At 44.7% G+C, this 26,605-nt stretch carries 23 protein-coding genes and 1 other RNA gene; 13 read left to right on the top strand and 11 right to left on the bottom strand.

Annotated elements, in window-relative coordinates; translation table 11 throughout:
* Positions 1-111: 111 nt before the first annotated feature.
* The 4 genes from OCU46_RS03025 to smpB form a co-directional block, all read right to left on the bottom strand.
* Positions 112-1,275 carry a site-specific integrase gene (locus tag OCU46_RS03025; RefSeq protein ID WP_141269567.1) on the bottom strand — a complete coding sequence of 388 codons (1,164 nt, stop codon included), beginning with the start codon at positions 1,273-1,275 and terminating at the stop codon, positions 112-114.
* Between the two features lie 411 nt (positions 1,276-1,686).
* Positions 1,687-2,955 carry a site-specific integrase gene (locus OCU46_RS03030; protein WP_141269565.1) on the bottom strand — a complete coding sequence of 423 codons (1,269 nt, stop codon included), beginning with the start codon at positions 2,953-2,955 and terminating at the stop codon, positions 1,687-1,689.
* 96 nt (positions 2,956-3,051) lie between these two features.
* Positions 3,052-3,418, bottom strand: a transfer-messenger RNA (tmRNA) gene (gene ssrA / locus OCU46_RS03035).
* 66 nt (positions 3,419-3,484) lie between these two features.
* Positions 3,485-3,970 (bottom strand): SsrA-binding protein SmpB, encoded by a 486-nt coding sequence (gene smpB / locus OCU46_RS03040; protein WP_141269563.1) that lies wholly within the window; start codon positions 3,968-3,970, stop codon positions 3,485-3,487.
* A gap of 102 nt (positions 3,971-4,072) precedes the next feature.
* On the opposite strand from smpB, the gene OCU46_RS03045 reads away from it, so the two are divergent.
* Both OCU46_RS03045 and OCU46_RS03050 read left to right on the top strand, forming a co-directional pair.
* Positions 4,073-4,516 (top strand): SRPBCC family protein, encoded by a 444-nt coding sequence (locus tag OCU46_RS03045; RefSeq protein ID WP_141269561.1) that lies wholly within the window; start codon positions 4,073-4,075, stop codon positions 4,514-4,516.
* A complete protein-coding gene (locus tag OCU46_RS03050; RefSeq protein ID WP_141269559.1) occupies positions 4,506-4,814 on the top strand; it encodes an RnfH family protein in 309 nt (102 codons plus the stop codon). Before OCU46_RS03045 ends, OCU46_RS03050 begins: the two co-directional genes overlap by 11 nt.
* 64 nt (positions 4,815-4,878) lie before the next feature.
* Here the strand turns inward: OCU46_RS03050 and OCU46_RS03055 are convergent, their stop codons facing one another.
* The 3 genes from OCU46_RS03055 to nadK form a co-directional block, all read right to left on the bottom strand.
* Positions 4,879-5,238, bottom strand: coding sequence for an outer membrane protein assembly factor BamE (locus tag OCU46_RS03055; RefSeq protein ID WP_141269557.1), 360 nt, complete (start codon positions 5,236-5,238; stop codon positions 4,879-4,881).
* Positions 5,239-5,408: 170 nt separating this feature from the next.
* A complete protein-coding gene (gene recN, locus OCU46_RS03060; RefSeq protein WP_141269555.1) occupies positions 5,409-7,070 on the bottom strand; it encodes a DNA repair protein RecN in 1,662 nt (553 codons plus the stop codon).
* 114 nt (positions 7,071-7,184) lie between these two features.
* The gene (gene nadK / locus OCU46_RS03065) at positions 7,185-8,069 is read right to left on the bottom strand and encodes an NAD(+) kinase (protein WP_141269553.1); all 885 of its coding nucleotides are present in this window, start codon (positions 8,067-8,069) and stop codon (positions 7,185-7,187) included.
* Positions 8,070-8,219: 150 nt separating this feature from the next.
* Here nadK and grpE point away from each other — a divergent pair, with 150 nt between their 5' ends.
* From grpE to OCU46_RS03105, 8 genes are all read left to right on the top strand, one after another.
* Entirely contained in the window at positions 8,220-8,846 is a 627-nt protein-coding gene (gene grpE, locus OCU46_RS03070; protein WP_141269551.1) for a nucleotide exchange factor GrpE, read from the top strand.
* Positions 8,847-9,076: 230 nt separating this feature from the next.
* Positions 9,077-10,993 (top strand): molecular chaperone DnaK, encoded by a 1,917-nt coding sequence (gene dnaK, locus OCU46_RS03075; RefSeq protein ID WP_141269549.1) that lies wholly within the window; start codon positions 9,077-9,079, stop codon positions 10,991-10,993.
* Positions 10,994-11,281: 288 nt separating this feature from the next.
* Positions 11,282-12,424 (top strand): molecular chaperone DnaJ, encoded by a 1,143-nt coding sequence (gene dnaJ / locus OCU46_RS03080; RefSeq protein ID WP_141269547.1) that lies wholly within the window; start codon positions 11,282-11,284, stop codon positions 12,422-12,424.
* 140 nt (positions 12,425-12,564) lie between these two features.
* Positions 12,565-13,071, top strand: a complete 507-nt coding sequence (locus tag OCU46_RS03085; protein ID WP_141269546.1) for a pilus assembly FimT family protein — start codon at positions 12,565-12,567, stop codon at positions 13,069-13,071.
* Complete coding sequence (locus tag OCU46_RS03090; RefSeq protein ID WP_141269544.1) at positions 13,065-13,643, top strand: hypothetical protein; 579 nt, start codon at positions 13,065-13,067, stop codon at positions 13,641-13,643. Before OCU46_RS03085 ends, OCU46_RS03090 begins: the two co-directional genes overlap by 7 nt.
* Positions 13,624-14,523, top strand: a complete 900-nt coding sequence (locus OCU46_RS03095; protein WP_244311344.1) for a hypothetical protein — start codon at positions 13,624-13,626, stop codon at positions 14,521-14,523. Before OCU46_RS03090 ends, OCU46_RS03095 begins: the two co-directional genes overlap by 20 nt.
* Complete coding sequence (locus OCU46_RS03100) at positions 14,513-14,902, top strand: type IV pilus modification PilV family protein (protein WP_244311343.1); 390 nt, start codon at positions 14,513-14,515, stop codon at positions 14,900-14,902. The genes OCU46_RS03095 and OCU46_RS03100 overlap by 11 nt, the downstream gene beginning before the upstream one ends.
* A 295-nt stretch (positions 14,903-15,197) precedes the next feature.
* Entirely contained in the window at positions 15,198-16,754 is a 1,557-nt protein-coding gene (locus tag OCU46_RS03105; protein WP_141269542.1) for an AbgT family transporter, read from the top strand.
* Positions 16,755-16,813: 59 nt separating this feature from the next.
* Here OCU46_RS03105 and fghA read toward each other — a convergent pair whose 3' ends face one another.
* Both fghA and OCU46_RS03115 read right to left on the bottom strand, forming a co-directional pair.
* Positions 16,814-17,650 carry an S-formylglutathione hydrolase gene (gene fghA, locus OCU46_RS03110; RefSeq protein ID WP_141269540.1) on the bottom strand — a complete coding sequence of 279 codons (837 nt, stop codon included), beginning with the start codon at positions 17,648-17,650 and terminating at the stop codon, positions 16,814-16,816.
* A 62-nt stretch (positions 17,651-17,712) separates the two neighbouring features.
* Positions 17,713-18,843 (bottom strand): S-(hydroxymethyl)glutathione dehydrogenase/class III alcohol dehydrogenase, encoded by a 1,131-nt coding sequence (locus OCU46_RS03115; protein WP_141269538.1) that lies wholly within the window; start codon positions 18,841-18,843, stop codon positions 17,713-17,715.
* A gap of 118 nt (positions 18,844-18,961) precedes the next feature.
* On the opposite strand from OCU46_RS03115, the gene OCU46_RS03120 reads away from it, so the two are divergent.
* Both OCU46_RS03120 and tadA read left to right on the top strand, forming a co-directional pair.
* Positions 18,962-19,852 carry a LysR substrate-binding domain-containing protein gene (locus OCU46_RS03120; protein ID WP_141269536.1) on the top strand — a complete coding sequence of 297 codons (891 nt, stop codon included), beginning with the start codon at positions 18,962-18,964 and terminating at the stop codon, positions 19,850-19,852.
* A gap of 15 nt (positions 19,853-19,867) precedes the next feature.
* On the top strand, positions 19,868-20,398 hold the full coding sequence (gene tadA, locus OCU46_RS03125) for a tRNA adenosine(34) deaminase TadA (protein WP_141269534.1): 531 nt from the start codon (positions 19,868-19,870) through the stop codon (positions 20,396-20,398).
* A gap of 49 nt (positions 20,399-20,447) precedes the next feature.
* On the opposite strand, the gene OCU46_RS03130 is transcribed toward tadA, so the two are convergent.
* Positions 20,448-20,582, bottom strand: coding sequence for a hypothetical protein (locus tag OCU46_RS03130; protein WP_257744107.1), 135 nt, complete (start codon positions 20,580-20,582; stop codon positions 20,448-20,450).
* A gap of 174 nt (positions 20,583-20,756) precedes the next feature.
* The gene (gene mltF / locus OCU46_RS03135) at positions 20,757-22,250 is read right to left on the bottom strand and encodes a membrane-bound lytic murein transglycosylase MltF (protein ID WP_141269532.1); all 1,494 of its coding nucleotides are present in this window, start codon (positions 22,248-22,250) and stop codon (positions 20,757-20,759) included.
* A 328-nt stretch (positions 22,251-22,578) separates the two neighbouring features.
* Here mltF and purL point away from each other — a divergent pair, with 328 nt between their 5' ends.
* Positions 22,579-26,472: a phosphoribosylformylglycinamidine synthase gene (purL, locus tag OCU46_RS03140; RefSeq protein ID WP_141269531.1), complete on the top strand. Its 3,894-nt coding sequence runs from the start codon at positions 22,579-22,581 to the stop codon at positions 26,470-26,472.
* The last annotated feature ends 133 nt before the right edge of the window (positions 26,473-26,605 follow it).

Here is a 26,605-nt window from a genome sequence, read left to right on the forward strand (position 1 = left end):
ATCCATATGGTAAATTTTGGGTGAGCGAAGTCACCCACTAAATTTTTAAGTGTACGTTTACCTCCCTACTAGAGTAGGGATTAAAATAAATATATCGGTTTGATTGTTATTCTATTTTACGTTTTGGCAGTGAAAGGCTTTAATGTGTGACAAGTGTGAATCGTCAATCAGATTAACCACTTTCAACAACTCATTTGGTTGAAATTTTTTACCATATAGGTCAAGAGAAATAGAGTTGTGCCTATGGCCTAACAGCTCTTCAATTAAAACGGTCGACACACCGTTGCGTTTTAGTTCAGCCGCGCAGCTATGACGAAAAGAGTGTGCATCAAGGCCTTTACCTAAACCGAGTTTTGTACGACGGCGAGAAAACCATTTTGAAGCGTTATGTGAGTAGTAGCCGTTGAATAGTTTTAGTTCATCAAATACCCTTTCAGTGTTAAGAGATTGCACGAATTCTATGAATCCCCGTTCTAATAAGGCTGAATGAATTGGGATAATGCGTGCTGACTGAACATTTTTTACACGTTGACCATAGTATTTTTCATGAATTACTATGCACCATACATTATCTATTAGTTGAATATCCTGACACCACAATTGGCATAATTCATTGAGCCTAGCACCAGTTAAACGTAGCAGAAGTGGAATCCAGTAATAATAATTATGTTTGAAATTACAAGAAGTATAATCAGACATACGGAAAATAGAACTCAACTGCTCATCATTAAACTCTAGTCGAATATCATCAGACTTTGGTGGTAATGTTTCTAATTTATGGAAATGATTAGTGTTAATATATCCATGATTAACACACCAAGAGCAAAAAGTTGACATTTTTTGAATAACACCACGAATTGTTCGTGCGCTCAATGTTGGCTTTTTAAGAGTTTGGTTTAACTTTGCAATTTCTAATGGAGTAAGACCATCAAATTCCTTAAATTTATTAGCATTTTTTGGGTAATACTTGAGGAAGTTCCTGATGATCTCTGCATTTTCACGATCCAATTCATTTAAGTCATCAATAGCAAAAATATCTAGAACTAGAGTTATAATTTTATCTTCCTGACTAATGCTTTTGTCTAGAGCTTTTCCAAAATCAAACTTTGATTGAATGTATGTCTCTTTGATTTCATAACCTGTCTGAGGTTTTTTAAACTTCTGCTTCTGACTTTTAGGGATAATAAGAACATTGTCTAGTTCTGAAAAATTGCTACTTGCTAGTAGAGGATTAAAGTCGCTCTTTACATTTTGGGCTATTGTTGAATGTTGCAAAATAAAATCTCCGTTATTTATATTTGGGTTTAACAGTTGCCTGTTCTTCAACTTGGAAACGAGATTAAATTATTTCTCCTCACTCACAAAATTAGCGATTTTTACAGTATGCCGTTTAAATCCCGTTTAGTTGGCAAGCACGTATATGACGGGCTTCAGAGGGTGGTGTCAAGATCGCTCAGAATGGCCTAAATTCCCTCTCCAGTAGCGGTCTGTATAAAGAATAAACACTTGAAGAGGGTTCTATCCAAAATGTGACATTGATCGTTATGGTATGCCTTGTGTAGGGGCTTGATGGCTTTTTGATGTAGAGTTTGACTGCTACAGAACCTGAAAGACGAAGGGCGAAATCTAATTCAAGTTAGTCAATTGAACTAAAACCCTTTGTGACAGATATCCCTGAAGGCATTCCTACAAACCTTCTAGGGGAGCAATAAGATTGATTACCTCTTGTAATTGGGTGATTGGCAGCTCTTTTCCGTAGCGGTCGTAGGTAATATTGTTCAAGGTATGGCCAAGTATCGCACCAGCAGCAATATGGGAAACTTGCTGTTGTTTAAATTGTGTCGCCACCGTATGGCGGAAGGAATGAAAGTCATGGCCTCTACCGAAGCCTAGTTTGGTTTTTAATCGTCCAAACCACTTAGAAGCGGCACTACCAAAGCCATCTCGTGAATTTTTTAGTTCAGGAAACACACGTTCATGTTTGACTGAGTGTAGGTACTCAATGAATCCAAGTTCGATTAATTGTCGGTGAATTGGGATTAGGCGACGGCTCGTTAAGTTTTTGAGTTTTTGCCCTTCGTATCGGTCATCAATTTGAATGACCCAAATTCCATCCTGTTGGTAAATGTCCGCTTTGTGTAGCTGGCAAAGTTCATTCAATCGGGCACCAGTTAAATTGGCAAGGAGTGGCAGCCAGTAGTAGTAGGCGTGTCTGAAGTGTCGATTAGTATGAATCTCTGTACTAAAGATTTTTTGTAAGTCTGTTTGGGTATATGCGTTTTTGGCTTCGCTATCTTTACGTTGTTTACGAAAGCGAATCGCTTTAAATGGGTTGATGTCAGTGAATTCGTTCAAGTGGCACCACTCAAAGAATCCCGAGGTCTTCTGACAATAGTCTTTTACTGACTCTTCACTAAGAGTGGGCATTTTGAGTTTGTCATTGAGTTTAACTGCCTGCTTGGCTGTCATCCCTTTGAACTGAGGTTTTTTCTTCATATTGACAGGGTACTGTCGTAATAGCTGCACTGCATCTTCAGCATCACGTCTGCGAATTTCAGGAAGATCGGATTTCCCAAGCAAATCAAGAACGGTTTGACACTTGGCTCTCAGCATTTCAATGGCCTTTGGCGATATATGTTGAGCCTTATAGAGGCAAAAACGCTCTAACATCTTTTCTGGGCAAAGTGCCTTTGTTTGTTTTGGTTGTGCTGATAGGTGTTGTTTTTCTTGGTGAATGGGTTTTACGGGCTTTGAAATGGTGGTGGTAGTTGGATATATGATGGTGCGACGAACTTCTATCTCTAGTTCTAATGCTAAGAGAATCGCATTATCTTTGTTTGATGTTTTCAGAGAGCGTTTGATCTCACGAAGTCCATCAAATAAGTGTCGATACTCAGAGGGGATCTGATATCGAAACTGCCAAATGCCAGATTTTGAGATAGATAAATAGCGCATGTTGTAGTACCAAAATGTAGTACAAACAGCCTAATATCGAAGTTTTAGATACAAAAAGGGCGGTAAATCAGTGACTTACCGCCTTTTCCAAACGTTTGGTGGAGCTGGCGGGAGTTGAACCCGCGTCCGAAAACCGTTCATCATTGGTACTACATGCTTAGTCGATCTTTAAATTCACCAAGTACCTGCGAACCGACACGCTAGTAAATGACTATCCTGAATTATAATTCGCCGTTCATCTCTCAGGCGGGAGAATCCGGGCTAGCTCTTTTGGGTTTGATCTCTTATTGGTCCCCGTCTTAAAAGCGGAAGCTAGGGTAAGAGAGCTCTCAGCAGGTTATTAAGCTGCTAGTGCGTAGTTTTCGTCGTTTGCGACTATTTTTTTGCGGCTTTTTACGTGGCCAACCGCCCCACGACATGCACCTCAGACTTCAGAATTCCCGTCGAATCCTAGATCAGCCCCTAGTGTTCTTGCATAGTACCAGAAAAGACTAGCCTGTCTAGCACCATGCATACTGGATGCTTAATATTAGCGCAGTTTACTCTTCATAATCCGTGCTTTATCGCGCGCCCAGTCTTTATCTTTAAGATCGGTACGTTTATCGTGTAATTTCTTACCCTTAGCGACACCTATCTTAATTTTAACCCATGAACGCGACCAGTACAGAGATAATGCTGTAAGGGTCATGCCGTCACGGTTAATGCTACCGAAAAGGTTATCTAACTCTTTACGCGAAAGCAGAAGCTTACGGATACGAGTAGGGTTAGCTACAATATGAGTAGACGCTTGGTTAAGCGGTATAATGCTCATACCACTAATGAAGGCCTCGCCATCTTTAAGATAGACGTAGCTTTCAGCGATATTCGCTTTACCTTGACGTAGAGATTTTACCTCCCAACCTTGGAGCTCTAAGCCTGCTTCAAGCTCGTCCTCGATAAAGTACTCGTGACGGGCTTTTTTATTCAGCGCGATAGTATTACTAGACGCTTTGGTTTTTGATTTTTTCTTTGCCATAATGGCGCCATTATACGGATTGCCTTATTATAGGGAAATTCTTTTTACTCGGTTTAGGGTAAAGCTCAATAAAATTAGCAATTTAGTAGTTGAGGAGTAGTTATGCCGCAGGTGACCCGTTCAGCATTGGTATCGTTTAGCGCTGAACAAATGTTCCATTTGGTCAACGATGTCGCGCGATATCCTGAATTTTTACCTGGATGCTCTGGCTCTCAGGTGCATGATTTTGATGACACAAAGATGACTGCCTCTGTGGATGTTTCAAAGGCTGGTATCAGTAAAACCTTTACCACTAAGAATGTATTGCATATTGGTCGTGCTATCGAAATGAATTTGGTCGATGGTCCATTTAAGCACCTTAAAGGGGGCTGGTTCTTTACACCTCTTGACGAGGGTGCTTGTAAAGTCGAATTGAAGCTTGAGTTTGAATTCTCTAGCCGAATGATAGAAATGGCCTTTGGTAAAGTATTTAACGAGCTGACTTCGAACATGGTCAATGCCTTTACCCAGCGAGCGAAACAGGTGTATCCGTGTTATGAGTATTGATTCCGATATGATTCATGTTGAAGTGGTGTATGCACTGCCTCATGATCAAAGAGTGGTAGCGCTGGTTGTAAACAAAGAACTGACGGTTGAACAAATCATTGAACAGTCAGGGTTATTAGCTTTGTTTCCCGAGATAGACCTTAAACAGAATAAGGTCGGTGTGTTTAGTCGTAATGTTAAACTTGATGGCACAGTTCGGGATCATGACCGCATTGAGATATACCGACCATTGCTGGCAGACCCCAAAGAGATTCGACGCAAACGCGCTGAACAAGCAGCCAAGAAAGCAGCTCAGTAATAATTAGACAGATACGAGAAGGGGAGCACATGTGCTCCCCTTTTTATTTGGTGTTGTGACTACGTTATTGAATAGCTTGATTGAAAGCTGGGCCTGCGCTGAAGTCACCTTCGATGCGTTCTAGGCGCTCGTCACTGCCAAAGAACACAAACAGGTTCTTTTGCTCTGGGTCGTTATGACCTTTTGTGAAGTGGTAGATGTAATACCATTTGTTTGGTTTGCCATTTTCTACAAGCATAGGTGAACCAAGAACATAGCGTACCTGCTCTTTAGACATACCAACACGAAGCTGATCTACTGCAGATTGTTCGACAAAATTGCCTTGGCTAATATCAATTCGATAAACCAATTTTTCTAAGAAAGCACAGCCAGTTAGCATTGTTAGTGCTAATGGAACTGCGATTAACCATTTTGTAAGCTGCATATGATCAGGTCTTTAACTTCTAAATAAAACTCGGCAGATAATAAACAAGCTGAGCCAGCTTGTATAGAGAAACAGCCATGAGAGTGGGCATTGCCTATTATTGACTGTGCAAAATATGACATTTCCCGTGTTTTCATGGCTGTAGACAGTTGGATTTAGCTTGAGTTCCTTTAGGCTGCCATTAACTCTTTGGCATTGGCTAGCGTTGATGAGGTGATTTCACTTCCTCCCAATAGTCTGGCCAATTCCTCTACTCGTTGCTCTGTACTTAGGGTAAACATTCTTGTTTCAGTGGTACCTGCTTTCGTTTTCTTAGCGACAAACATCTGTTGATGACCACTGCCGGCTACTTGAGGTAAGTGAGTGACACAAAGGATTTGTGTGCTCTCACCCAATTTACGCAGCATTTGTCCAACTACAGCCGCTGTTGGGCCACTGATCCCTACATCCACTTCATCGAAGATTAGGCTAGGCGTTTCTACTTTTTGCGCAGTGATAACTTGAATGGCCAAAGATATTCGTGACAACTCACCACCCGAAGCGACTTTACCTAATGGTTGTAGAGGTTGGCCTGGGTTTGCGGAGACTAGGTATTCGACATCATCAGTGCCTAGTGGAGAGGCATATTTAGGGTCATTATTGATACTGATATCAAAGCGCGCCTTCTCCATACTAAGCTGATGCATGCTTTCAGAGATCAGTTTATTAAGCTCCTTTGCATAACGCTTGCGCGACTTACTGAGTTTTTCTGAGCTTTTTAAGTATTTATCTAGGGCTTGGTCCACCTCAGCTTGCAGCTGTTCAATACGCTCATCTGAGCAATCAAGCGCTTCGATTTGCTTTGCGAGATCTTGATGGTGCTGATACAAGTCTTCAGGTAAAACTAAGTGCTTTTTAGCCAATGACATGACACGAGAATAGCGCTCTTCTACCATCTGCATACGCATTGGGTCCATATCGATGGAATCAAGGTAGTTACGCAGTTCACTGCTTGCTTCTTCCATCTGGATCAAGGCTTCGTTGAGCATCTCGCTAATACTTGAAAGACTGCTGTCTAATTCGCCCAATTGCTGTGTTTGGTGTATCACAGTGTGCAGTAGGGCAATAGCATTGACATCGTCATTGTCGTTAATCACATCAAGGCTTTGTTGAGTTAATGACAGAAGTTCACCGCTATTGGATAGCTTTTTGTGTTCTTCTTCCAGCTCTGTGAACTCATTTTCTAGAAGGGCTAATTCATCTAGCTCTTTAATTTGGTATTCCAGTAACTGCTTTTGGGCAAGATTTTGCTGACCATTTTGAATGGTTTGCTTAAGCGTGTTGTCTGCTTGGCGCCATGCTTGATAATGTTTTTGAACATTATTGAGTAAGCTTTGATGCCCAGCATACTGATCGAGCAAGGTGAGTTGATACTCTTTCTTTAACAGTTGGTGGTGGGCATGTTGTCCGTGAATGCTGACCAGCGTCTGACCTAAGCTTTTAAGCTGAGAAACAGGGACAGGATTGCCATTTATAAAGGCGCGAGATCGCCCATCTTTGCCAATAACTCGACGTAAAATGCATTCCTCACCATCGGTAAGTTCGTTGTCTTCTAGCCAGCGCTGCGCACTGAGATTGCTCTCAATCATAAAGCTAGCGCAAAGGTCTACCTTGTCTTCGCCTTGGCGAACCATGCCCGAATCAGAGCGGCTTCCCAAGCACAGACCTAAGGCATCGATAGCGATAGACTTACCAGCACCCGTCTCACCCGTAATGGTGGTCATGCCTGGTTGAAGTTCAATTTGTAGCGATTTTACAATGGCGAAATTATTAACACTAAGATGAGCTAACATACAAAAATCCATAGAATGAAACACTGTATATGGAAACAGTATATACTGGTTTTACATACAGTAAAGTCACTCGATTAGATTTTTGATATTTTTTGTTGTTTTCTGTGTAATGGCTTAAAAAAGCTTACTCGACCATCCTAGCTTTTCGCGTAGTACATGGTAGTAGCTGTAGTCTTTCGGGTGGATTAACTGCAGTACATTGTTACTACGATAAATATGTATCTCATCACCAGGCTCTACAGGCAGTGATATCTGCCCATCACAGCTCACCTCTTGAGTGCCGCGGTTATCTGGGGCCAGTACTAGCTTTATACGACGATTGCCATCCACCACAAGTGGTCGGCTTGATAACGTATGAGGAAACATAGGCACTAAGGAAATGGTGTTTAAACTTGGCGATAGGATTGGACCACCACCAGAGAGAGAGTAGGCGGTAGAACCGGTTGGTGTTGAGATAATCAAACCGTCAGAGCGTTGTGAGAAGGCAAAAGAGTTGTCGATATAGACCTCAAACTCAATCATGTTAGCCACTTTACCCGGGTGGAGTACTGCTTCGTTAAGTGCCGCATTCTGGCTTTTTACTAGCCCGTGACGATGTATCTCGGTTTCAAGAAGAAAACGCTGTTCTGTGAGGTAATTGCCTTCAAGCACTTCTTCTAAGGGAGCTTTGAAATTATCAGGGTCCAAATCAGTCAAAAATCCGAGATTACCCTTGTTGACACCAATGACAGATATATCAAATCTAGATAGGACACGAGCAGCGCCTAGCATGTTGCCATCACCACCGACTACAATGGCTAAGTCGGCTTCTTTGCCAATTTGCATTAGGTTGCTGAAAACCTTGTCATCTAACTCTGGCAGTAACTCTTGAAGTCGGTCATCAATAAGAATGCGATAGTCTTTTTCAGCAAGCCAATGATAGATCTCATGATGAGTCTGGACGGCACTGATGTCGCGAGGTTTACCCAAAATAGCGATTGTAGAGAAATGCTTGCTCATTTTAGTCCCAAAATAATTGGTTAGGCTTGATTCAGAAACGATGATCCCCATAATAAAGGCAAGTTGAATTCAGATGCTAATTTTTTGTGGATGCATTTCTGTCAAAATAATAGCACTTTCAGGAATATGCGTATCCGCGTCGGAGAGATCATGAGCGATAAAGAAAACAAGATTAACGAAGAAGAACTAGCGCAAGCGACTAACGAAGCTGAACAAGTTGCAGAAGAAGTGACTGAAGAAGCTGAAGTGATCGGTGGTGAAGGTGACATCGAGTGGAACGAAGAAACTGACGCAGAAGTGGAAGAGTCTAAGGTTGCTCAACTAGAAGCAGCGTTGCTTCAAACTGAGATGCGCCTTAAAGATCAGGCCGACAGCGTTATTCGTGCGAAGGCAGAAGTTGAGAACATGCGTCGCCGTACAGAGCAAGAAATGTCTAAAGCACGTAAGTTTGCGATCAACAAGTTTGCTGAAGAGTTGCTACCAGTTATCGATAACCTAGAGCGTGCGATGGAAGCAGCAGATTCTGACAACGAGGTGGTTAAGCCATTCCTTGAAGGTATTGAAATGACACATAAGTCATTCATTGACGTTGTGTCTAAGAACGGCCTAGTGGAAATTAACCCTGTAGGCGAAGCATTCAACCCTGAGCTGCACAACGCAGTATCTATGGTTGAAAGCCCAGACCACGAAAGCAATACAGTCACTATCGTATTGCAGAAGGGTTATGAGCTTAACGGTCGCGTGGTTCGCCCAGCGATGGTTATGGTTGCTAAATAAGCGTCCAAAGCATTAAGTTTTACAAAGAGGCTGTTTTCAGCCTCTTTTTTTTCATTTTTTTTCTGCTCAAGTCTTGAAACAAAGAATCCAGACCCTATCTATGTTGCAGAGCAATTAAACATAAGCTAACTGCTACTAACTAATTTGTAGCTTGGGGTTGAAACCAAGCTAAGCATCCCCACTTATGGGGTAGAAAGAAACAAAATAATCAAATTTTTGGAGATAGCCTGATGGGTAAAATCATTGGTATTGACTTAGGTACAACTAACTCATGCGTTTCAGTTCTAGACGGTGAAAAGCCACGCGTAATCGAAAACGCGGAAGGTGAGCGCACAACCGCATCTGTAATCGCATACACAGACGGCGAGACTTTGGTTGGTCAGCCTGCTAAACGTCAAGCAGTAACCAACCCAGAAAACACGCTATTTGCAATCAAGCGTCTAATCGGTCGTCGTTTTGAAGACGAAGAAGTTCAGCGTGATATCGAAATCATGCCTTACAAAATTGTTAAGGCTGACAACGGTGATGCATGGGTAGAAGCGAAAGGCCAAAAAATGGCTGCTCCTCAAGTATCTGCTGAAGTTCTTAAGAAAATGAAGAAAACTGCAGAAGACTTCCTTGGTGAAGAAGTAACTGGCGCTGTTGTTACAGTTCCTGCTTACTTCAACGATGCACAGCGTCAAGCAACTAAAGATGCGGGTCGTATTGCGGGTCTTGATGTTAAACGTATCATCAACGAACCAACAGCTGCGGCTCTAGCATACGGCCTAGACAAGTCAGGCGGCGATCGCACTATCGCGGTTTACGACCTTGGTGGTGGTACTTTTGATATCTCTATCATCGAGATTGACGAAGTAGAAGGCGAGAAGACGTTTGAAGTACTAGCAACTAACGGTGACACTCACCTTGGTGGTGAAGACTTCGATACTCGCATGATCAACTACTTGGTTGAAGAGTTCAAAAAAGAGCAAGGTATCGATCTTAAGAACGATCCACTAGCAATGCAGCGTGTTAAAGAAGCAGCAGAAAAAGCGAAAATTGAGCTTTCTTCTACTACTCAAACTGACGTAAACCTACCTTACGTTACTGCTGATGCAACTGGTCCTAAGCACATGAACGTTAAAGTGACTCGTGCGAAGCTAGAATCTCTAGTTGAAGACCTAGTTCAACGTTCTCTTGAGCCTCTAAAAGTAGCTCTAGCAGACGCTGACCTATCTGTAGGCGAAATCACTGACGTAATCCTAGTAGGTGGTCAGACTCGTATGCCTATGGTTCAAGCTAAGGTAACTGAGTTCTTCGGTAAAGAGCCACGTAAAGACGTTAACCCTGACGAAGCAGTAGCAATGGGTGCTGCAGTTCAAGGTGGTGTACTTGCAGGCGACGTTACTGACGTACTTCTACTTGACGTAACTCCACTGTCTCTAGGTATCGAGACTATGGGTGGCGTAATGACTAAGCTAGTTGAGAAGAACACGACTATCCCAACTAAAGCGAACCAAGTTTTCTCTACAGCAGAAGACAACCAGAACGCGGTAACTATCCATGTTCTTCAAGGTGAGCGTAAGCAAGCGTCTTACAACAAGTCTCTAGGTCAATTTAACCTAGAAGGTATCCAAGCTGCACCACGTGGTATGCCTCAAATCGAAGTAACTTTCGACCTTGATGCGGATGGTATCCTGCACGTTTCTGCTAAAGACAAGCAGACTGGTAAAGAGCAGAAGATCACTATCCAAGCATCTGGTGGTCTAAGCGACGACGATATCGAGAAAATGGTACAAGAAGCAGAAGCTAACAAAGAAGCGGACAAAAAGTTCGAAGAGTTAGTGACTACTCGTAACCAAGCTGACCAAATGATCCACGGTACTCGTAAGCAAATCGAAGAAGCGGGTGACGCTCTTCCAGCTGACGAGAAAACTAAGATCGAAGCAGCTATCACTGAGCTAGAAGAGGTTAAGTCTGGTGACGACAAAGAAGCTATCGACGCTAAAGTTCAGGCTCTAATGACTGCAGCTCAAAAGCTAATGGAAATTGCTCAACAGCAGGCTCAAGCACAGCAAGCACAAGGTGCTGACGCTGGCGAACAAGCTAAGCAAGACGACGATGTTGTTGATGCTGAGTTCGAAGAAGTAAAAGAAGACAAGAAGTAATTCTTCGTCGCTATAGCGGATAACTTCTGCGTCGAAGGTGCTCACTTACGAGAGTAAGCTGTGCGCCTTCTCCTTGAATTTATCCACTATAGCTTAGCAGAATCTTTTTCTGCATATTTCTTTTGATGCGGGCGTTTCGGGAAACCAAAACGCCCGTCTGTTTGTAAAAATAGCTGTCGCTATAGAGCAGTCTTACAGCTAGAAGCTTATTGCTTTAGGCTTGCTCTATATCGATATAAACACTAGGCGGCTTAGCCGCTTGCAGTAAACAATTTGGTGACGAAACACATGTCTAAACGTGATCTTTACGAAGTACTGGGCGTAAGCCGAGACGCTTCTGAGCGTGATATCAAGAAAGCATACAAACGCCTTGCAATGAAGTTCCACCCGGATCGCAACCAAGGTGACGATGGCGCGTCTGAGAAGTTTAAAGAGGTTAAAGAAGCGTATGAGATCCTAACGGATGCTCAAAAACGCGCAGCCTATGACCAATATGGTCATGCAGCCTTTGAGCAAGGTGGTATGGGTGGCGGCGGCTTTGGTGGCGGCGGTGGTGCTGATTTTGGCGACATATTCGGTGATGTGTTTGGTGATATCTTTGGCGGCGGTCGTCGCGGTGGTCAACAGCGCGCACAACGTGGTGCCGACCTGCGATACAACATGGAGCTGACTCTTGAAGAAGCGGTTCGCGGTTGTTCAAAGGAGATCGAAGTCCCTACATTAGTGGGTTGTGATGTGTGTGATGGTTCGGGTGCGAAGAAAGGTTCTTCTGCTCAGACTTGTGGCACTTGTCATGGTCATGGCCAGGTTCAAATGCGCCAAGGCTTCTTTGCGGTACAGCAAACCTGTCCAACCTGTAACGGTAAGGGCAAGATCATTAAAGACCCTTGTGACTCGTGTCATGGTGAAGGTCGTAAGCATAAAACCAAATCACTTAACGTTAAGATCCCAGCTGGCGTAGATACGGGCGATCGCATCCGTCTATCAGGCGAAGGTGAAGCGGGTGAGCACGGCGCTCCTGCGGGTGATCTGTATGTTCAAGTGCACGTTAAAGAGCACCACATCTTTGAGCGTGACGGCAGCAACCTGTACTGTGAAGTGCCAGTTAGCTTTACTATGGCGGCTCTAGGCGGCGAAGTAGAAGTTCCAACCTTAGACGGACGTGTAAGCCTGAAGGTTCCAGCTGAAACGCAAACAGGCCGTATGTTCCGCATGCGCAGTAAGGGCGTGAAAGGTGTTCGCGGTGGTCCACAAGGTGACTTGATCGTGAAGCTAGTTGTTGAGACTCCTGTTAAGTTGAACTCTCGTCAGAAAGAACTTCTTAAAGAGTTTGAAGAATTATGCGGTGGCGAAGCAGCTAACAAGCACAAGCCAAAGTCTGAAGGTTTCTTCGACGGCGTTAAAAAATTCTTTGATGACCTAACCAGCTAAATGCTGATTAGCGCTTGATTGATGAAGGCCAACCTAGTGTTGGCCTTTTTTGTACCTGAAAAGTATTAAATGTTGCGTCTTACTCCCCAAGATTCTTTCGCTAGATTTACGCCAGTGGTAGAGGCAACTAGTGTTCGGGCATGAACACAACAATTAAGAACATTTCAGGGCATTCTCTTATCGAGGTGTTAGTGTGTTGCTTGTTACTAGGAGTAGTTGGCCAATGGGTAATAAGCCCCCTTAAACTGCAACTCGATAACCTCAAGATGAAGCGTGCGGTAGCCCAGGTTCATTCTGCTTTTATTGCCGGGCGAGATACTGCCTATGGCATGAAAAAGGACCTATGGCTTCATATTCACTCAACACCTAGTAAAAGCTTTTTCGCGCTGCATGCGGACGCAAATGTGCGCACACAAACGTCTGTATTCAATAAAGCGATCAACCCTCAGGTACTTTCTGATGTTTATCTAAGTTCAACCGCTACCGCGCTACGATTTTCTGGCATGACAGGCAGGCCATCGGGCAATGGCAATATCAGTGTTTGGTTAGATGAAGAGAGCAAGATTAAAGTGATTTACCATGACATTACTGGGCGGGTAAGGATCTGTGCTGCGGGCCATTTTACCTATGGCTATTCAAGATGCTAAAAGTACAAAGGGGTCTATCACTTCTTGAACTAGTCCTCGGGCTTGGCCTGTCCAGCTTATTGTTGATCTCTTGTACTACCTTATTTTTGCATCAGCAACAGTTGCTGTCCCAGCAGATTAAGCGCACTCAATTGCTCATAGCCAGCCATCACTTAGCAACGTATCTAAGAGGGGAGATTCGACGATCAGGGCATGCACAGTCATCTGCTATTAAGGTGCAAGACGAAAAAATTTCCTGGGGTTATAGGGACGAATCAGAGGAATATCGCCGAGTTTCAATCTGGCGAGACGCCTCGCAATATAAACTAAAATATTGCGCTGACTCAGGCTTCTCTGAACTGCCACTGCTCGAGACTTGCCTAAGCACCATCAATTATTCGATGTTAAACGATAAGCTGTTATCTATGAGGGGCTTTGAGGTTAAAGAAGCTTCAGGTGAAGGAATGCTGTTACGTATTGGCTATAGCATTGCGCTAAAAGGAGAGTCACCTGTAAGTAGTGTTATCTATGTGGCATCGCGTAACAACACATCTTCTGTGCAAGCTGGCTTAGATGGCGATGCATCGCAATAGAGGCTATGCACTATTTATGGTGCTCGGTGTTCTATTTGTTCTAGGGTTTATTGCCTTAGATAATTCACGCTATTTGACGGATTCAATTAAATGGCAGGCGCACCTGCACCATAAGCGGCTTAACCTTGATTGGAGACTTGAGTCCACTATCAATTGCTTGGCAATATATACCGTCTCTTCGCACACACTTCCCACTGCGCAATGTGCAAAAGATGGCGACACTAACATAGCGGTAGAGGCCTTAGAGTCGAAGAACCATTTTAAGCTAAAAGCTGACCAAGGAAGCATAGCCAGCAGTGCTGTGATGCAGTTAGGGGAGATGGAACATGATGTTGCAATTGCTTCTAACCGAGCACCACCAGAGGGCGTATGGGGATCGCCGGTATTAATTGAACCATCGGTGATTTCACGCTTTTTTGGGTACGATGATATTGACTCATTAAAGCAGCGCTGGGGAAAAGAAATTGTAATTACTTCAAAACAGACTTGCGGTGATCAGCTTATACAACAAAGTGTAAGTGGCGTTCGCAGTTTAACCATAAATGGTCACTGTTTTATTAGCTCTTATCACTGGGATCAATTAGCCGTTTTATCAACAGCCGAACCTTTTTTCCTACTGTTCATTGGTGGTGACTTGTCCTTCTCAGGCAGTCAAACGCTAAGGGGCGTCATCGCAATCTGGCACCCTGAAGAGGAGTACTACCAGGTTAGTATTACGGGAAGCCCAAAGGTTGAAGGGGGATTGCTCATCGAGCTTTCAGCGCCAGTTTTGCTACAGCAAGCAGGCATAGAGGTTGTGGGAAATGAAGCTCATCTAATGGCATCTAGATTCAGGTTTGCCAAGCGAGACTGGCTCAAAGGCAGTTGGCGTGATTTCTGATTTTTCTCGCAAACAGCTTGGTGCCTCGATACTAGAGGTACTGATATCAGTCGCTTTGGTGTCAATGCTGTCGCTGAGTTTGATTCAGGGCGGTGTGTACATGCAAAGAGAATCCAAGCGTGCGGAGCAATCCTTGCTCGTACTCCATCATATGGAAAACTACTTAGAGTACGTTCGCATTATGACCATCACAGGCTCTAGCATCGATCCGCAGTGGCAAGGACTAGAAGAACTTGGCTTTGATATGACTCTTTCTAGTAATCAGCAGATGTCATCTCTCGGAGTGCTGGGTACTAAGCTAGAGGTTACCGCCAGTTGGATAAACCCATGGGGCCAGCCGGAATCTGCTGTTTTATCCACTTGGGTAGCATTTCATTAACCCCGCATTAACCAGCTACAGTCAAATGTTGCAGAGTCTAATAATCAACAATATGAATACATAAAGTATCCGTTAGGTGATCGCTTGGTTGCGTTTGTGGGTTAATTGTAGAGGTGTGTGTAATGGGATTATTTTGCGCTTGTTAACCGAGTGCAAAATAAGCGCTAGACACCTCATTTTGCAAACTTAGATTCTGTTTTTTCGCATTAGTTTAGGTAAAATGTGCGCCCTAATAAAAATAATACCAATTTTTTAGCATTTTACATTTTTGTAAAAGTCACAGAGCGGTAATCTAATGAGCAACCAAGCAGCACACACAGCACCTAAACAAGGTGGCATGGATCGCTTCTTAAACCTGATAGAAAAAGCAGGTAATAAGATCCCAGATCCAGCTATCTTATTCTTTTGGGCATTAATCATAGTTTGGGTATTTTCAGCCCTACTTTCTAATGTTTCGTTTGACCTAATCAACCCACGCACCGGTGATCCTCTTGAGATTACAAACCTATTAACCGGTGAAGCAATGGCGAGTTTCCTCGCTAATATGGTAACGACCTTCACAGGCTTTGCTCCTTTAGGTATCGTTCTAGTTGCAATGTTGGGTGTTGGTGTAGCAGATTCTTCTGGCTTCATCACTACTGGTCTAAAGAAGATGCTGAGCTTTACGCCTGCTAAGCTTCTTACTCCTATGCTTATCCTTGTTGCTATTGTGTCTCACACAGCAGCAGATGCCGGTTACGTATTGGTTATTCCACTAGGTGGTATCATCTTCCACGCTGCGGGTCGTCACCCTCTAGCGGGTATTGCAGCTGCATTCGCAGGTGTATCTGGTGGTTTCTCTGCGAACTTTATTCCTTCTGGTATCGACCCGCTTCTAGCTGGCTTTACTCAGACGGCAGCAAACGTTCTAGACCCTGAGTACATTGTTAACCCATTAGCAAACATCTACTTCACTGGCCTATCTTCAGTGTTAATTGTTGCTATCGGTTGGTTTGTTACTGAGCGCATCATCGAACCTCGTCTAAACGCGACCACTAAAGTAGATGAAGATGCTGAAGAGGCTCCTGATCTTGGTTCTATGACTGAGCTAGAAGCGAAAGCGTTCAAATACGCTGGTTGGTCAATGATCGCTGGTATTGCACTACTTGTATTTGCAATCATGCCTGAGAACTCAGCACTGCGTTCTCCTGAAGGGGAAATCACTGCATTCTCTGCACCTATCATGCAGTCAATTGTTCCTTTGATCTTCATCCTATTCATCATTCCGGGCATCGTATATGGCCGTGTGGTAGGTAAGTTCTCAAGCAGCAACGACGTAATCAAATCTATGTCTGAAACTATGAACACAATGGGCGCATACATGGTTATGTCGTTCTTCTGTGCTCAGTTCCTAGTAGCATTTGGTCAATCAAACATCGGTACTATGCTAGCGCTATACGGTGCTGAAGGCCTAAAAGCGATGAACCTTCCTGGTGAAGCTACGGTAGTAGGTATGATTCTACTGACAGCATTTGTGAACCTTCTAGTAGGTTCTGCATCAGCTAAGTGGGCATTGATTGGTCCTATCCTAGTGCCAATGTTGATGGCTGTTGGTATCTCTCCTGAGCTTTCTCAGGCTGCATACCGCGTAGGTGACTCAGTATCTAACATCATCTCTCCACTAATGGTGTTCTTCCCTCTAGTGGTTGTTTACTGTCAGCGCTACGTTAAGAACACAGGTATCGGTACTCTAGCTTCACTAATGATGCCATTCTCAATCGCAATGCTGATTGGTTGGACTATCTTCTTGCTAGCTTACTGGGCTCTTGGTATCCCACTAGGTATCCAAGCACCTTACACTTACACCATGTAAGTGACTTATAAATAAAGAAAAGCCCGTCTATTTAGACGGGCTTTGTTGTTTCTGCGGGCTTATAGATGCTTAGCATGGAACGCTAGATGCTCATCAATAAAGCTCGAAATAAAGAAGTAGCTGTGGTCATAACCTGCTTGCATACGAAGGTTAAAACCCAGTTGCTGCTGTGCTGCCACATCAATGAGATGGTTAGGCTTTAGCTGTTCCTCTAAGAAGCCATCAGCATCACCTTGGTCAACAAGAATAGGCAATTGACAGCCGTGCTTTGCGAGAAGCTTACAAGCGTCATAGTCTTGCCATAGCGCTTGGTCATTCCCCAGATAATTTGAGAAAGCCTTGATGCCCCAGGGGCATTCTGTTGGGTTAGTAATGGGACTAAATGCTGAGATAGATTGGTATTTGTCTTGATTCTTTAAGCCAATGGTTAAAGCGCCATGACCGCCCATACTGTGTCCCGAAATTGCCTTCTTGTGAGTGACAGGAAATTGCGACTCAATCAAAGTTGGCAGTTCATCGACCACATAGGAGTACATCTGATAGTGCTCTTTCCAAGGCGTTTCGGTGGCGTTTAAGTAAAATCCTGCACCTAGTCCGAAGTCATAGGCGTTCTCGCTATCATCTGGTACTGAATCGCCTCTTGGGCTTGTATCGGGAGCGACGATAGCGATGCCCAATTCAGCGGCCTTGCGAAAGGCTCCCGCTTTTTGCATAAAGTTTTCGTCGGTGCAGGTTAGCCCTGATAACCAGTAGAGCACAGGCACAGGTTGTTGGCTGGCTTGAGGGGGTAAGAAGATGGCAAAGGTCATCTCGCATTGCGTAGAGCTAGATTGATGAGTAAATCTTTGATGTAACCCACCAAAGACTTTAGTTTCACTGATTTTGTTGATGCTCATAAAGGATTCCCAAAATAAAAAAGCGGCGCTACATCTTGGATATAGCGCCGCTGTTACTGCTGTTATTTATCGAAATGGATAACCGTTCGGATACTTTCACCTCGGTGCATTAGGTCAAAGGCTTCGTTGATGTCCTCAAGACCCATAGTGTGGGTGATAAACTCTTGAAGGCCAAACTCTCCTGCCATGTAGCGCTCTACAATCTCCGGCAGTTCAGAGCGTCCTTTAACGCCACCAAATGCACTGCCGCGCCATACACGACCAGTGACTAACTGGAATGGTCGAGTTGAGATTTCTTGTCCAGCACCGGCCACACCAATGATAACGGATTCACCCCAGCCTTTGTGACAACACTCAAGAGCCGAACGCATTACATCGACATTACCGATACATTCGAATGAGTATTCAACACCACCATCCGTCATTTCTACGATCACTTCTTGGATTGGTTTATCGTAGTCTTTCGGGTTAATGCAGTCAGTTGCACCAAGTTGTTTTGCTAATCCAAATTTACTTTCATTGATATCAACACCGATGATGCGATTTGCTCCAGCCATTTTTGCGCCAATGATGGCCGAAAGTCCGATACCGCCAAGACCAAAAATAGCCACGTTATCGCCTTTTTCTACCTTGGCTGTATTCAATACTGCGCCCATGCCAGTGGTAACGCCGCAGCCTAACAAGCAGACCTCTTCAAGAGGGGCGTCTTTGTTCACTTTCGCAAGAGAGATCTCTGGCAGTACTGTGTATTCAGAGAAGGTTGAGCAGCCCATATAGTGATAAATAGGCTGACCATCTTTGTAAAATCGAGTCGTACCATCTGGCATCAAGCCCTTACCTTGGGTTTCGCGTACCGCTTGGCATAGGTTGGTTTTGCCTGATTTACAGAACTTACACTCGCCACACTCAGCGGTGTAAAGAGGGATAACATGATCGCCTACTGAAACACTGGTGACGCCTTCACCGACCATTTCTACAACGCCGCCGCCTTCATGGCCTAGAATCGATGGGAAGATACCCTCAGGGTCTTCACCCGATAGGGTAAATGCGTCGGTATGACATACGCCGGTTGCGATGATCTTTACCAGAACCTCGCCTTTTCTAGGCAACATGACATCCACTTCTTCCATAGTCAGTGGTTGGTTTGGTCCCCAAGCAACAGCTGCGCGCGATTTGATAAATTGGTCGGTCATAGTGATTTCCTATTGGCGAAAGAGTTAGTTAAAACTTTAGACTATGGGAACGATTATATTGTTTCTTTTATGATGATAAACTAGCCTATTTGAAAATCACTTTTACACAGGTGTAATAATGAGTCAGTGGGAAGGTATCGAAGAATTTGTTGCTGTGGCTGATAGTGAAAGCTTCACTAAGGCGGCAGAGGTGCTTGATACCTCAGTTGCTCAGATCAGCCGTAAATTATCCGCTTTAGAGGCTCGCTTGGGTGTAAAACTGGTACATCGAACCACACGAAGAGTGTCGGTGACGGATGTTGGGGTAGGGTATGCCGAGCATTGCCGTATGCTACTGGATGGACTGGCAGAAGCAGAGAGGGAAGTAACCGAAACTCACTCTTTGCCGATTGGTCGTTTGAGAATCACGGCACCCACTACTTATGGTGAGTCGGTGATTGCCCCCTTGCTGATGAAGTTTGTTGCGCTTTATCCGCAACTCGAGCTGGACTTGCAATTGAGTAACGACAGGCTAGACCTCATCGCCGATAAATTCGATATTGCGATTCGTATTGGTAACCTTCCAGATTCCACTCTTATCGCCAAGAAGCTATCAGAGCGCCAGCAATATGTTTGCGCAAGCCCTAGCTATATTGCTGAGCATGGGGACGTTGTGCACCCTTCTCAATTGAATGAACGTGATTGCCTATTGAGCTCTTCATCGACATGGCGTTTTCTGGAAAACAATAAGAAGCTCAATCTTACTATGCGAGGAAGCTTTAGATGCAATAGCGGAAATGTGCTCACTGAGGCAGCGATGCAAGGGCGAGGCGTGGTTCAGCTTCCTGACTTTTATGTGGCGTCACATTTAGCAAGCAGCCGCCTAATAGAATTGCTACCCGATTATCGCTGTGAACGAGAGCCAATTTGGGCGCTGTACCCGCAGAACCGACACCTTTCACCTAAAGTAAAAATGGCAATTGAGTTCTTGAGTGCGAAACTGGCTCAGGGTACATTGCCCGCAAATTAATTGGTAGGCCTTGATATGAGCGAAACAAACACTCCATCTTTTTCTGAGCAAGACCATCACTATATGCAGCGCGCTATTGAACTTGCACAAAGTGCAGAAGAGGAGGGTGAGGTGCCAGTAGGCGCAGTTCTAGTTAGAGATAATGAGATCATCGCAGAAGGTTGGAATCGCTGTATTGGCGCCCACGATGCGACGGCTCACGCTGAGATTCAGGTACTACGAAAGGCTGGCGAGGCTTTGCAAAACTACCGACTGCTTGATACTACCTTGTATGTCACTCTTGAGCCTTGCCCCATGTGTGCAGGTGCGCTATTGCATAGCCGGGTAAAACGTATCGTGTTTGGAGCACAGGATCTCAAAGCTGGTGCCGCAGGTACGGTTCTTGATCTGTTTGAAAGCCAAGCGGCTTATCATTATGCAACGGTTGAATCAGGGCTGATGGAAGTAGAATGCCGGGAGCAATTGCAGGCGTTTTTTAAAAGGCGCAGAAAAGAGCAAAAAGAATTAAAGCGTTTGAAAAGAGAGGCTGAGCAGAAGGGGGATTAGGCAAACATTCAACTTTTTCTATTGCGTCAAATGTTTGCTTTCAGTTTTACTACAACGCTAACGTTACGTAAGAACGGTTTCGCCAAAGAAGTTTCTTCTTGTTATTGGCTAGCATACGCTTACGACGGTTAGCTGAAACAGTGCTATTTGATAATTTCTTAGATAGCTTTCTTTTTAGTTTCAACGAACAATCTCCTATGAACTTCATGTAAGCAAACAATCACTGACGTTATCGATGTTTGCATCACTCATATATAGAACATGATTGTTACTATAATATGAAACTAAACATAGGATCTAGATCGCAAATAAACGCAAACGATTGTTCAGTTGAATTTAATTTGTGAGCTATCTCTCCCTATTCTTCGGTAGTGGATTCACTTTCATCGCTAAGTGATTCTACAGCCTCAGACCTTGCAGGCTCTGGGGCTTCTATCACCATCAAGTCATCAGTGTCAGTTTCTACGTTGGCGTGGTCGCGTTGGTCAATATGTCCAATGATGCTTTGATAGTAACGACGAATATTTTCTACGTAATTGAGAGCCTCATCACCTCGGGCATAGCCATAGCGGGTGTACTCGTAGTAACCCTTTTTACGAAGTAGTGGAAGGCGCGTTTTTACATCACCCCAAAGATCAGGATCCGCACCTTGCGCTTTGGTAATTCGTCTTGCATCCATCACGTGCCCATAGCCAACATTATAAGAGGCTAAAGCAAACCAGATTTTTTCATGCTGATTGATACTATCGGGGATACGATTAACGATCTTTCTCAAGTAATCAGCACCACCTCGTATAGATTGTTCAGGATCAAGGCGATCGGTGACACCCACACTTTTTGCTGTTGGCAGAGTCAACATCATCATGCCGCGTACACCAGTAGGGGATTTTGCATGTGGGTTCCAGTGCGACTCTTGATAAGCAAGCGCTGCGATTAAGCGCCAATCAAACTCACCCGCATACTTTTGAAATAGGGGCTCCCACTTGGGCAGTTTGCTGTCTAGAGCGCGCACAAACGCGCGAGTATCCACATAATCAAAGTCTTCGATATGCCCAAAGTACTTTTCTTCGATTAATTGCAACTGACCATTTTGTTGAATGTCGCCAAAGAACTCTAACACTAGCGCGTATAGGCTTTCGTCCGTTCCTCTGCGCAAGAACCAAGAGGTGGGTTGGTCCTCTGTTAACTCAAATGCGAGCGCGACATTAGGGTAGATACGTTGCGTGATAGAAAGCTCGATAGAATCAGCAACAGTAAACAAGCGTTCCCCTTGTGAGACTTGTTTCAGTAGATCGTTGAGATCATAGCTATCGGTGGTTTCGTATTTGAGGTCTGGGTGCTCCTCCGCAAGATCCAATAGGGTTTGTTCAAAGTGCGATCCTTTAACAACCGTGATTGATTCACCGCTTTCAATGAGCTGAGCCAGATTACGAGGACGCCACGTGCCTTTTTTATACACCACTTGCTGACTGACGTAGTAATAAGCCGGCCCCGCTCTAAAAGCTTTCACACGGTTGGGGGCTTGGGTAAGGCCTGCGGCAACGATATCTACCTCACCATTTCTGAGTGCTGGAAATAACTCAGAGAGACGATAGGCCGGTTTGATCTCCAAACGGACGCCAAGCTGCTTGGCAAATTCTGACGCCAATTCATATTCTAAGCCGGTTGGACCATCAGGGCCGATATAATAGGAGAGTTGATTGTTTAGGGTCCCTACGCGCAACACTCCTCGGTCTTTGATCTTTTGAAGTTCGTTCTTAGTGTCGGTTTCGTACTGACAGCCAGTGACAAAAAGTAAGGCTATTAGCGAAGCCACTAGCAGGGAGAATTTAGTTAACACTGACGTGCGCATCGTGCGGGACAACTCCAAATAAATAAGGGGATTCTTTTTAACTTGTCGTCCTTTATATCAAACCCCTTATCAGCGGGGAAGTGAAACTAGAGTCATGCTTAAACAGTGTTCGCATCTTAGGTATTCACCCCAAGATTTATCCGTCTGATATACCTTGACGCAAAAATTTGCGCAAACGGTTGCTTTTTGTGTTACTTCACAAAAAGATTTGCTTTATAATACGCCCGAAACAGCATAGGTAATATTGAAATAAAGACCAATAATTAATTTAAGTTATTGTTTTTATTTGAATATTATCTTTAATCCATCATCAAAGAGACCTAAGCACATGAGAATTTTGCGTGGCTCCCCAGCTCTTTCTGAGTTTCGTGTACAAAAACTACTAGAACTTTGCCGTGAACAAGACCTGCCAGTAACAGGTATTTATGCTGAGTTTATGCATTTTGCAGACGTGAGTGCAGAACTTGACGCGTCAGAGGCAGAGAAGCTTGAAAAGCTGCTTACTTATGGTCCAACGATCGAAGAGCATGAACCACAAGGCACTTTATTGCTTGTGACTCCTCGCCCAGGCACTATCTCTCCTTGGTCTTCTAAGTCGACAGATATTGCTCATAACTGTGGCCTAGACAAGGTTAAGCGTCTAGAGCGTGGTACAGCATACTATGTTGAAACATCTGTTGCTTTGGATGAAGCACAAACCAAGGCTGTAAAAGCATTGGTGCATGACCGCATGATGGAAGTGGTCTTTGGTGAGATGGAACAAGCTGCTGCACTATTTACGGTTGCAGAGCCTGCGCCGCATACTGTTGTCGATGTACTAGCAGGTGGCCGCAAAGCTCTAGAAGATGCCAATGTTAATTTGGGTCTTGCGCTAGCTGAAGATGAAATTGATTACCTAGTAGATAGCTTTAACACGCTAGGCCGTAACCCTAACGACATTGAGCTAATGATGTTTGCACAAGCAAACTCTGAGCACTGTCGTCACAAGATCTTCAACGCAGATTGGACAATTGACGGCGTAGCTCAAGACAAGTCGCTGTTCAAGATGATCAAGAACACCATGGAAGTCACACCTGACCATGTATTGTCTGCGTACAAAGACAATGCTGCCGTTATGGAAGGTTCTAAAGTAGGTCGTTTCTTCCCGAATCCAGAGACACGTCAATACTCTTACAATCATGAAGATGCTCATATCTTGATGAAGGTTGAAACCCATAACCACCCAACCGCAATCTCTCCTTGGCCTGGTGCTTCAACCGGTTCTGGTGGTGAGATTCGTGATGAGGGCGCAACTGGTATTGGCGGCAAGCCAAAAGCGGGTTTAGTGGGTTTCACAACCTCAAACTTACGCATTCCTGGCTTTGAGCAACCATGGGAAACGGACTTTGGTAAACCAGGTCGTATCGTTACGGCATTAGATATCATGACTGAAGGCCCGCTAGGTGGCGCAGCATTTAACAATGAATTTGGTCGTCCAAACCTATTGGGTTACTTCCGTACTTACGAAGAAAAAGTGACCTCTCATGCGGGTGAAGAAATCCGTGGTTACCACAAGCCAATTATGATTGCTGGTGGCATGGGTAATATTCGTGACGAACACGTTCAGAAGAAAGAAATCCCTGTGGGCGCTAAGCTAATCGTACTTGGCGGTCCTGCAATGAACATCGGCCTAGGTGGCGGTGCGGCTTCTTCAATGGCATCTGGTCAGTCTGCAGAAGACCTAGACTTTGCTTCTGTTCAGCGTGAAAACCCTGAAATGGAGCGTCGCTGTCAAGAAGTGATCGACCGTTGCTGGCAGCTAGGCGATGACAACCCAATCGCATTTATCCACGATGTGGGTGCAGGCGGTATTTCTAACGCACTTCCTGAGCTGGTCGACGATGGCGAGCGTGGTGGTAAATTCCAACTGCGCGACGTACCAAACGATGAGCCGGGCATGAGCCCACTAGAAATCTGGTGTAACGAATCTCAAGAGCGTTACGTAATGGCGGTTGCAGATGAAAACATGGCGGCATTCGACGCTATCTGTAAGCGTGAACGTGCACCATATGCTGTTGTAGGTATCGCTACCGAAGAGCGTCAGCTAACACTAGAAGACTCTCACTTCGACAATACGCCGATCGATATGCCAATGGACATCTTGTTAGGCAAAACGCCTAAGATGCACCGTGATGCGCAAACGCTTAAAGTGGCAAGCCCTGCAATCGACCGCGATGGCATTGAGCTAAACGAAGCGGTAGACCGCGTTCTTCGTCTACCAACCGTAGCTGAGAAAACCTTCCTGATCACCATTGGTGACCGCAGTGTAACGGGTCTAGTTGCTCGTGACCAAATGGTGGGTCCTTGGCAGGTACCGGTTGCAAACTGTGCAGTAACTGCAGCGAGCTACGATACTTACCACGGTGAGTCTATGTCTATGGGTGAGCGTACTCCTGTTGCTCTTCTAGACTTTGGCGCTTCTGCTCGCTTAGCAGTAGGTGAGTCTCTGACTAACATTGCTGGTACTGACATTGGCGATATCAAACGCATTAAGCTTTCTGCAAACTGGATGTCTCCAGCGGGCCACCCTGGTGAAGATGCTGGTCTTTATGAAGCAGTGAAGGCTGTGGGTGAAGAACTGTGTCCAGCTCTAGGTCTGACTATCCCTGTGGGTAAAGACTCAATGTCTATGAAGACTAAGTGGAACGAGAATGGCGAAGACAAAGAAGTGACTTCACCACTTTCACTGGTTATCACTGCATTTGGTCGAGTAGAAGATGTTCGCAAGACGGTAACTCCGCAGCTTCGTACGGATAAAGGTGAATCTAGCCTAGTACTTGTTGACCTTGGTAATGGCAAGAACCGCATGGGTGCAACTGCACTCGCTCAGGTTTACAAGCAACTTGGTGATAAGCCTGCTGATGTTGACAACGCAGAGCAACTAAAAGGCTTCTTCGATGCAATGCAGACCCTAGTACGTGATGACAAGCTTGTGGCTTACCACGATAAGGGCGATGGCGGTCTATTTGTTACCCTTGCTGAGATGGCATTTGCTGGCCACTGTGGCGTGAAGGCTGACATCTCTGAACTAGGTGAAGACACACTAGCAACCCTATTTAACGAAGAGTTAGGTGCGGTTGTTCAAGTTAAGAACGAAGATTTAGAGCAAGTTCGCGCAGTATTGGCGGCTAACGGTCTAGAGACATGCTCACATGTTATCGGCACGGTAGAAGCTAGCGACAACTTTGAAATCTTTGCTAACGGCAGTGCAATTGTAGAACGCTCTCGTACTGAGCTACGTACTATCTGGGCTGAAACTACGCATAAGATGCAAGCGCTACGTGATAACCCTGCATGTGCTGACCAAGAGTTCGAAGCGAAGAAAGACAACTCTGACCCAGGTCTAAACGTGGATCTTACCTTTGATGTACGTGAAGATGTAGCGGCACCATACATTGCAACCGGTGTTAAGCCTAAGATGGCTATCTTGCGTGAGCAAGGTGTTAACTCTCATGTAGAAATGGCGGCAGCATTTGATCGTGCGGGCTTTGATTCTGTCGATATTCACATGAGCGACATCCTAACAGGGCAAGCAGTATTAGAAGAGTACCAAGGCCTTGTGGCTTGTGGCGGCTTCTCTTACGGTGATGTTCTAGGCGCTGGTGAAGGTTGGGCTAAGTCAGTACTGTTTAACTCAGCAGCACGCGACCAGTTTGAAGGTTTCTTCAACCGCGAAGATACTTTCTCTCTGGGTGTATGTAATGGTTGTCAGATGCTGTCTAACCTTAAAGAGCTGATCCCAGGTGCTGACCTTTGGCCTCGATTCGTACGTAACGAATCTGAGCGCTTTGAAGCACGCTTCAGCTTGGTTGAAGTTCAGAAGTCTGACTCTGTATTCTTTGATGGTATGGCGGGTTCTCGTATGCCTATCGCAGTATCTCACGGTGAAGGTCGAGTAGAAGTGAAAGACTCAGCTCACCTAAACGCGATTGAGAACTCAGGCACGGTTGCACTACGTTATGTAGACAATAATGGTAATGCGACTCAGCAATACCCGAACAACCCGAATGGTTCGCCAAACGCAATTACAGGTCTAACGACAGCAGATGGCCGTGTGACTATCATGATGCCACACCCTGAGCGTGTATTTAGAACTGTAGCGAACTCATGGGCTCCTGAGTCTTGGGGTGAAGATTCAGCTTGGATGCGCATGTTCCGCAATGTTCGTAAGAATATTGGCTAAACCGCACCAATAGTCTCAAATATGTATAAAAGCGACCTGTAAAGGTCGCTTTTTTTATGCCTAAATTTAGCAAGTTAAGAATATTTCCGTTTTGTTGCGCATGTATGAATATTGTGTATTTCAGTGTTGAATC

It is taken from the genome of Vibrio comitans (assembly GCA_024346835.1).
In the GTDB taxonomy this organism is placed as follows: domain Bacteria; phylum Pseudomonadota; class Gammaproteobacteria; order Enterobacterales; family Vibrionaceae; genus Vibrio; species Vibrio comitans.

Bases quoted from the DNA above. Each gene is read 5' to 3' on its own strand.
- OCU46_RS03030 (WP_141269565.1), bottom strand. From the start codon at position 2,955: ATGCGCTATTTATCTATCTCAAAATCTGGCATTTGGCAGTTTCGATAT.
- smpB (WP_141269563.1), bottom strand. From the start codon at position 3,970: ATGGCAAAGAAAAAATCAAAAACCAAAGCGTCTAGTAATACTATCGCG.
- OCU46_RS03045 (WP_141269561.1), top strand. From the start codon at position 4,073: ATGCCGCAGGTGACCCGTTCAGCATTGGTATCGTTTAGCGCTGAACAA.
- OCU46_RS03050 (WP_141269559.1), top strand. From the start codon at position 4,506: ATGAGTATTGATTCCGATATGATTCATGTTGAAGTGGTGTATGCACTG.
- OCU46_RS03055 (WP_141269557.1), bottom strand. From the start codon at position 5,238: ATGCAGCTTACAAAATGGTTAATCGCAGTTCCATTAGCACTAACAATG.
- recN (WP_141269555.1), bottom strand. From the start codon at position 7,070: ATGTTAGCTCATCTTAGTGTTAATAATTTCGCCATTGTAAAATCGCTA.
- nadK (WP_141269553.1), bottom strand. From the start codon at position 8,069: ATGAGCAAGCATTTCTCTACAATCGCTATTTTGGGTAAACCTCGCGAC.
- grpE (WP_141269551.1), top strand. From the start codon at position 8,220: ATGAGCGATAAAGAAAACAAGATTAACGAAGAAGAACTAGCGCAAGCG.
- dnaK (WP_141269549.1), top strand. From the start codon at position 9,077: ATGGGTAAAATCATTGGTATTGACTTAGGTACAACTAACTCATGCGTT.
- dnaJ (WP_141269547.1), top strand. From the start codon at position 11,282: ATGTCTAAACGTGATCTTTACGAAGTACTGGGCGTAAGCCGAGACGCT.
- OCU46_RS03085 (WP_141269546.1), top strand. From the start codon at position 12,565: ATGAACACAACAATTAAGAACATTTCAGGGCATTCTCTTATCGAGGTG.
- OCU46_RS03090 (WP_141269544.1), top strand. From the start codon at position 13,065: ATGCTAAAAGTACAAAGGGGTCTATCACTTCTTGAACTAGTCCTCGGG.
- OCU46_RS03095 (WP_244311344.1), top strand. From the start codon at position 13,624: ATGGCGATGCATCGCAATAGAGGCTATGCACTATTTATGGTGCTCGGT.
- OCU46_RS03105 (WP_141269542.1), top strand. From the start codon at position 15,198: ATGAGCAACCAAGCAGCACACACAGCACCTAAACAAGGTGGCATGGAT.
- fghA (WP_141269540.1), bottom strand. From the start codon at position 17,650: ATGAGCATCAACAAAATCAGTGAAACTAAAGTCTTTGGTGGGTTACAT.
- OCU46_RS03115 (WP_141269538.1), bottom strand. From the start codon at position 18,843: ATGACCGACCAATTTATCAAATCGCGCGCAGCTGTTGCTTGGGGACCA.
- OCU46_RS03120 (WP_141269536.1), top strand. From the start codon at position 18,962: ATGAGTCAGTGGGAAGGTATCGAAGAATTTGTTGCTGTGGCTGATAGT.
- tadA (WP_141269534.1), top strand. From the start codon at position 19,868: ATGAGCGAAACAAACACTCCATCTTTTTCTGAGCAAGACCATCACTAT.
- mltF (WP_141269532.1), bottom strand. From the start codon at position 22,250: ATGCGCACGTCAGTGTTAACTAAATTCTCCCTGCTAGTGGCTTCGCTA.
- purL (WP_141269531.1), top strand. From the start codon at position 22,579: ATGAGAATTTTGCGTGGCTCCCCAGCTCTTTCTGAGTTTCGTGTACAA.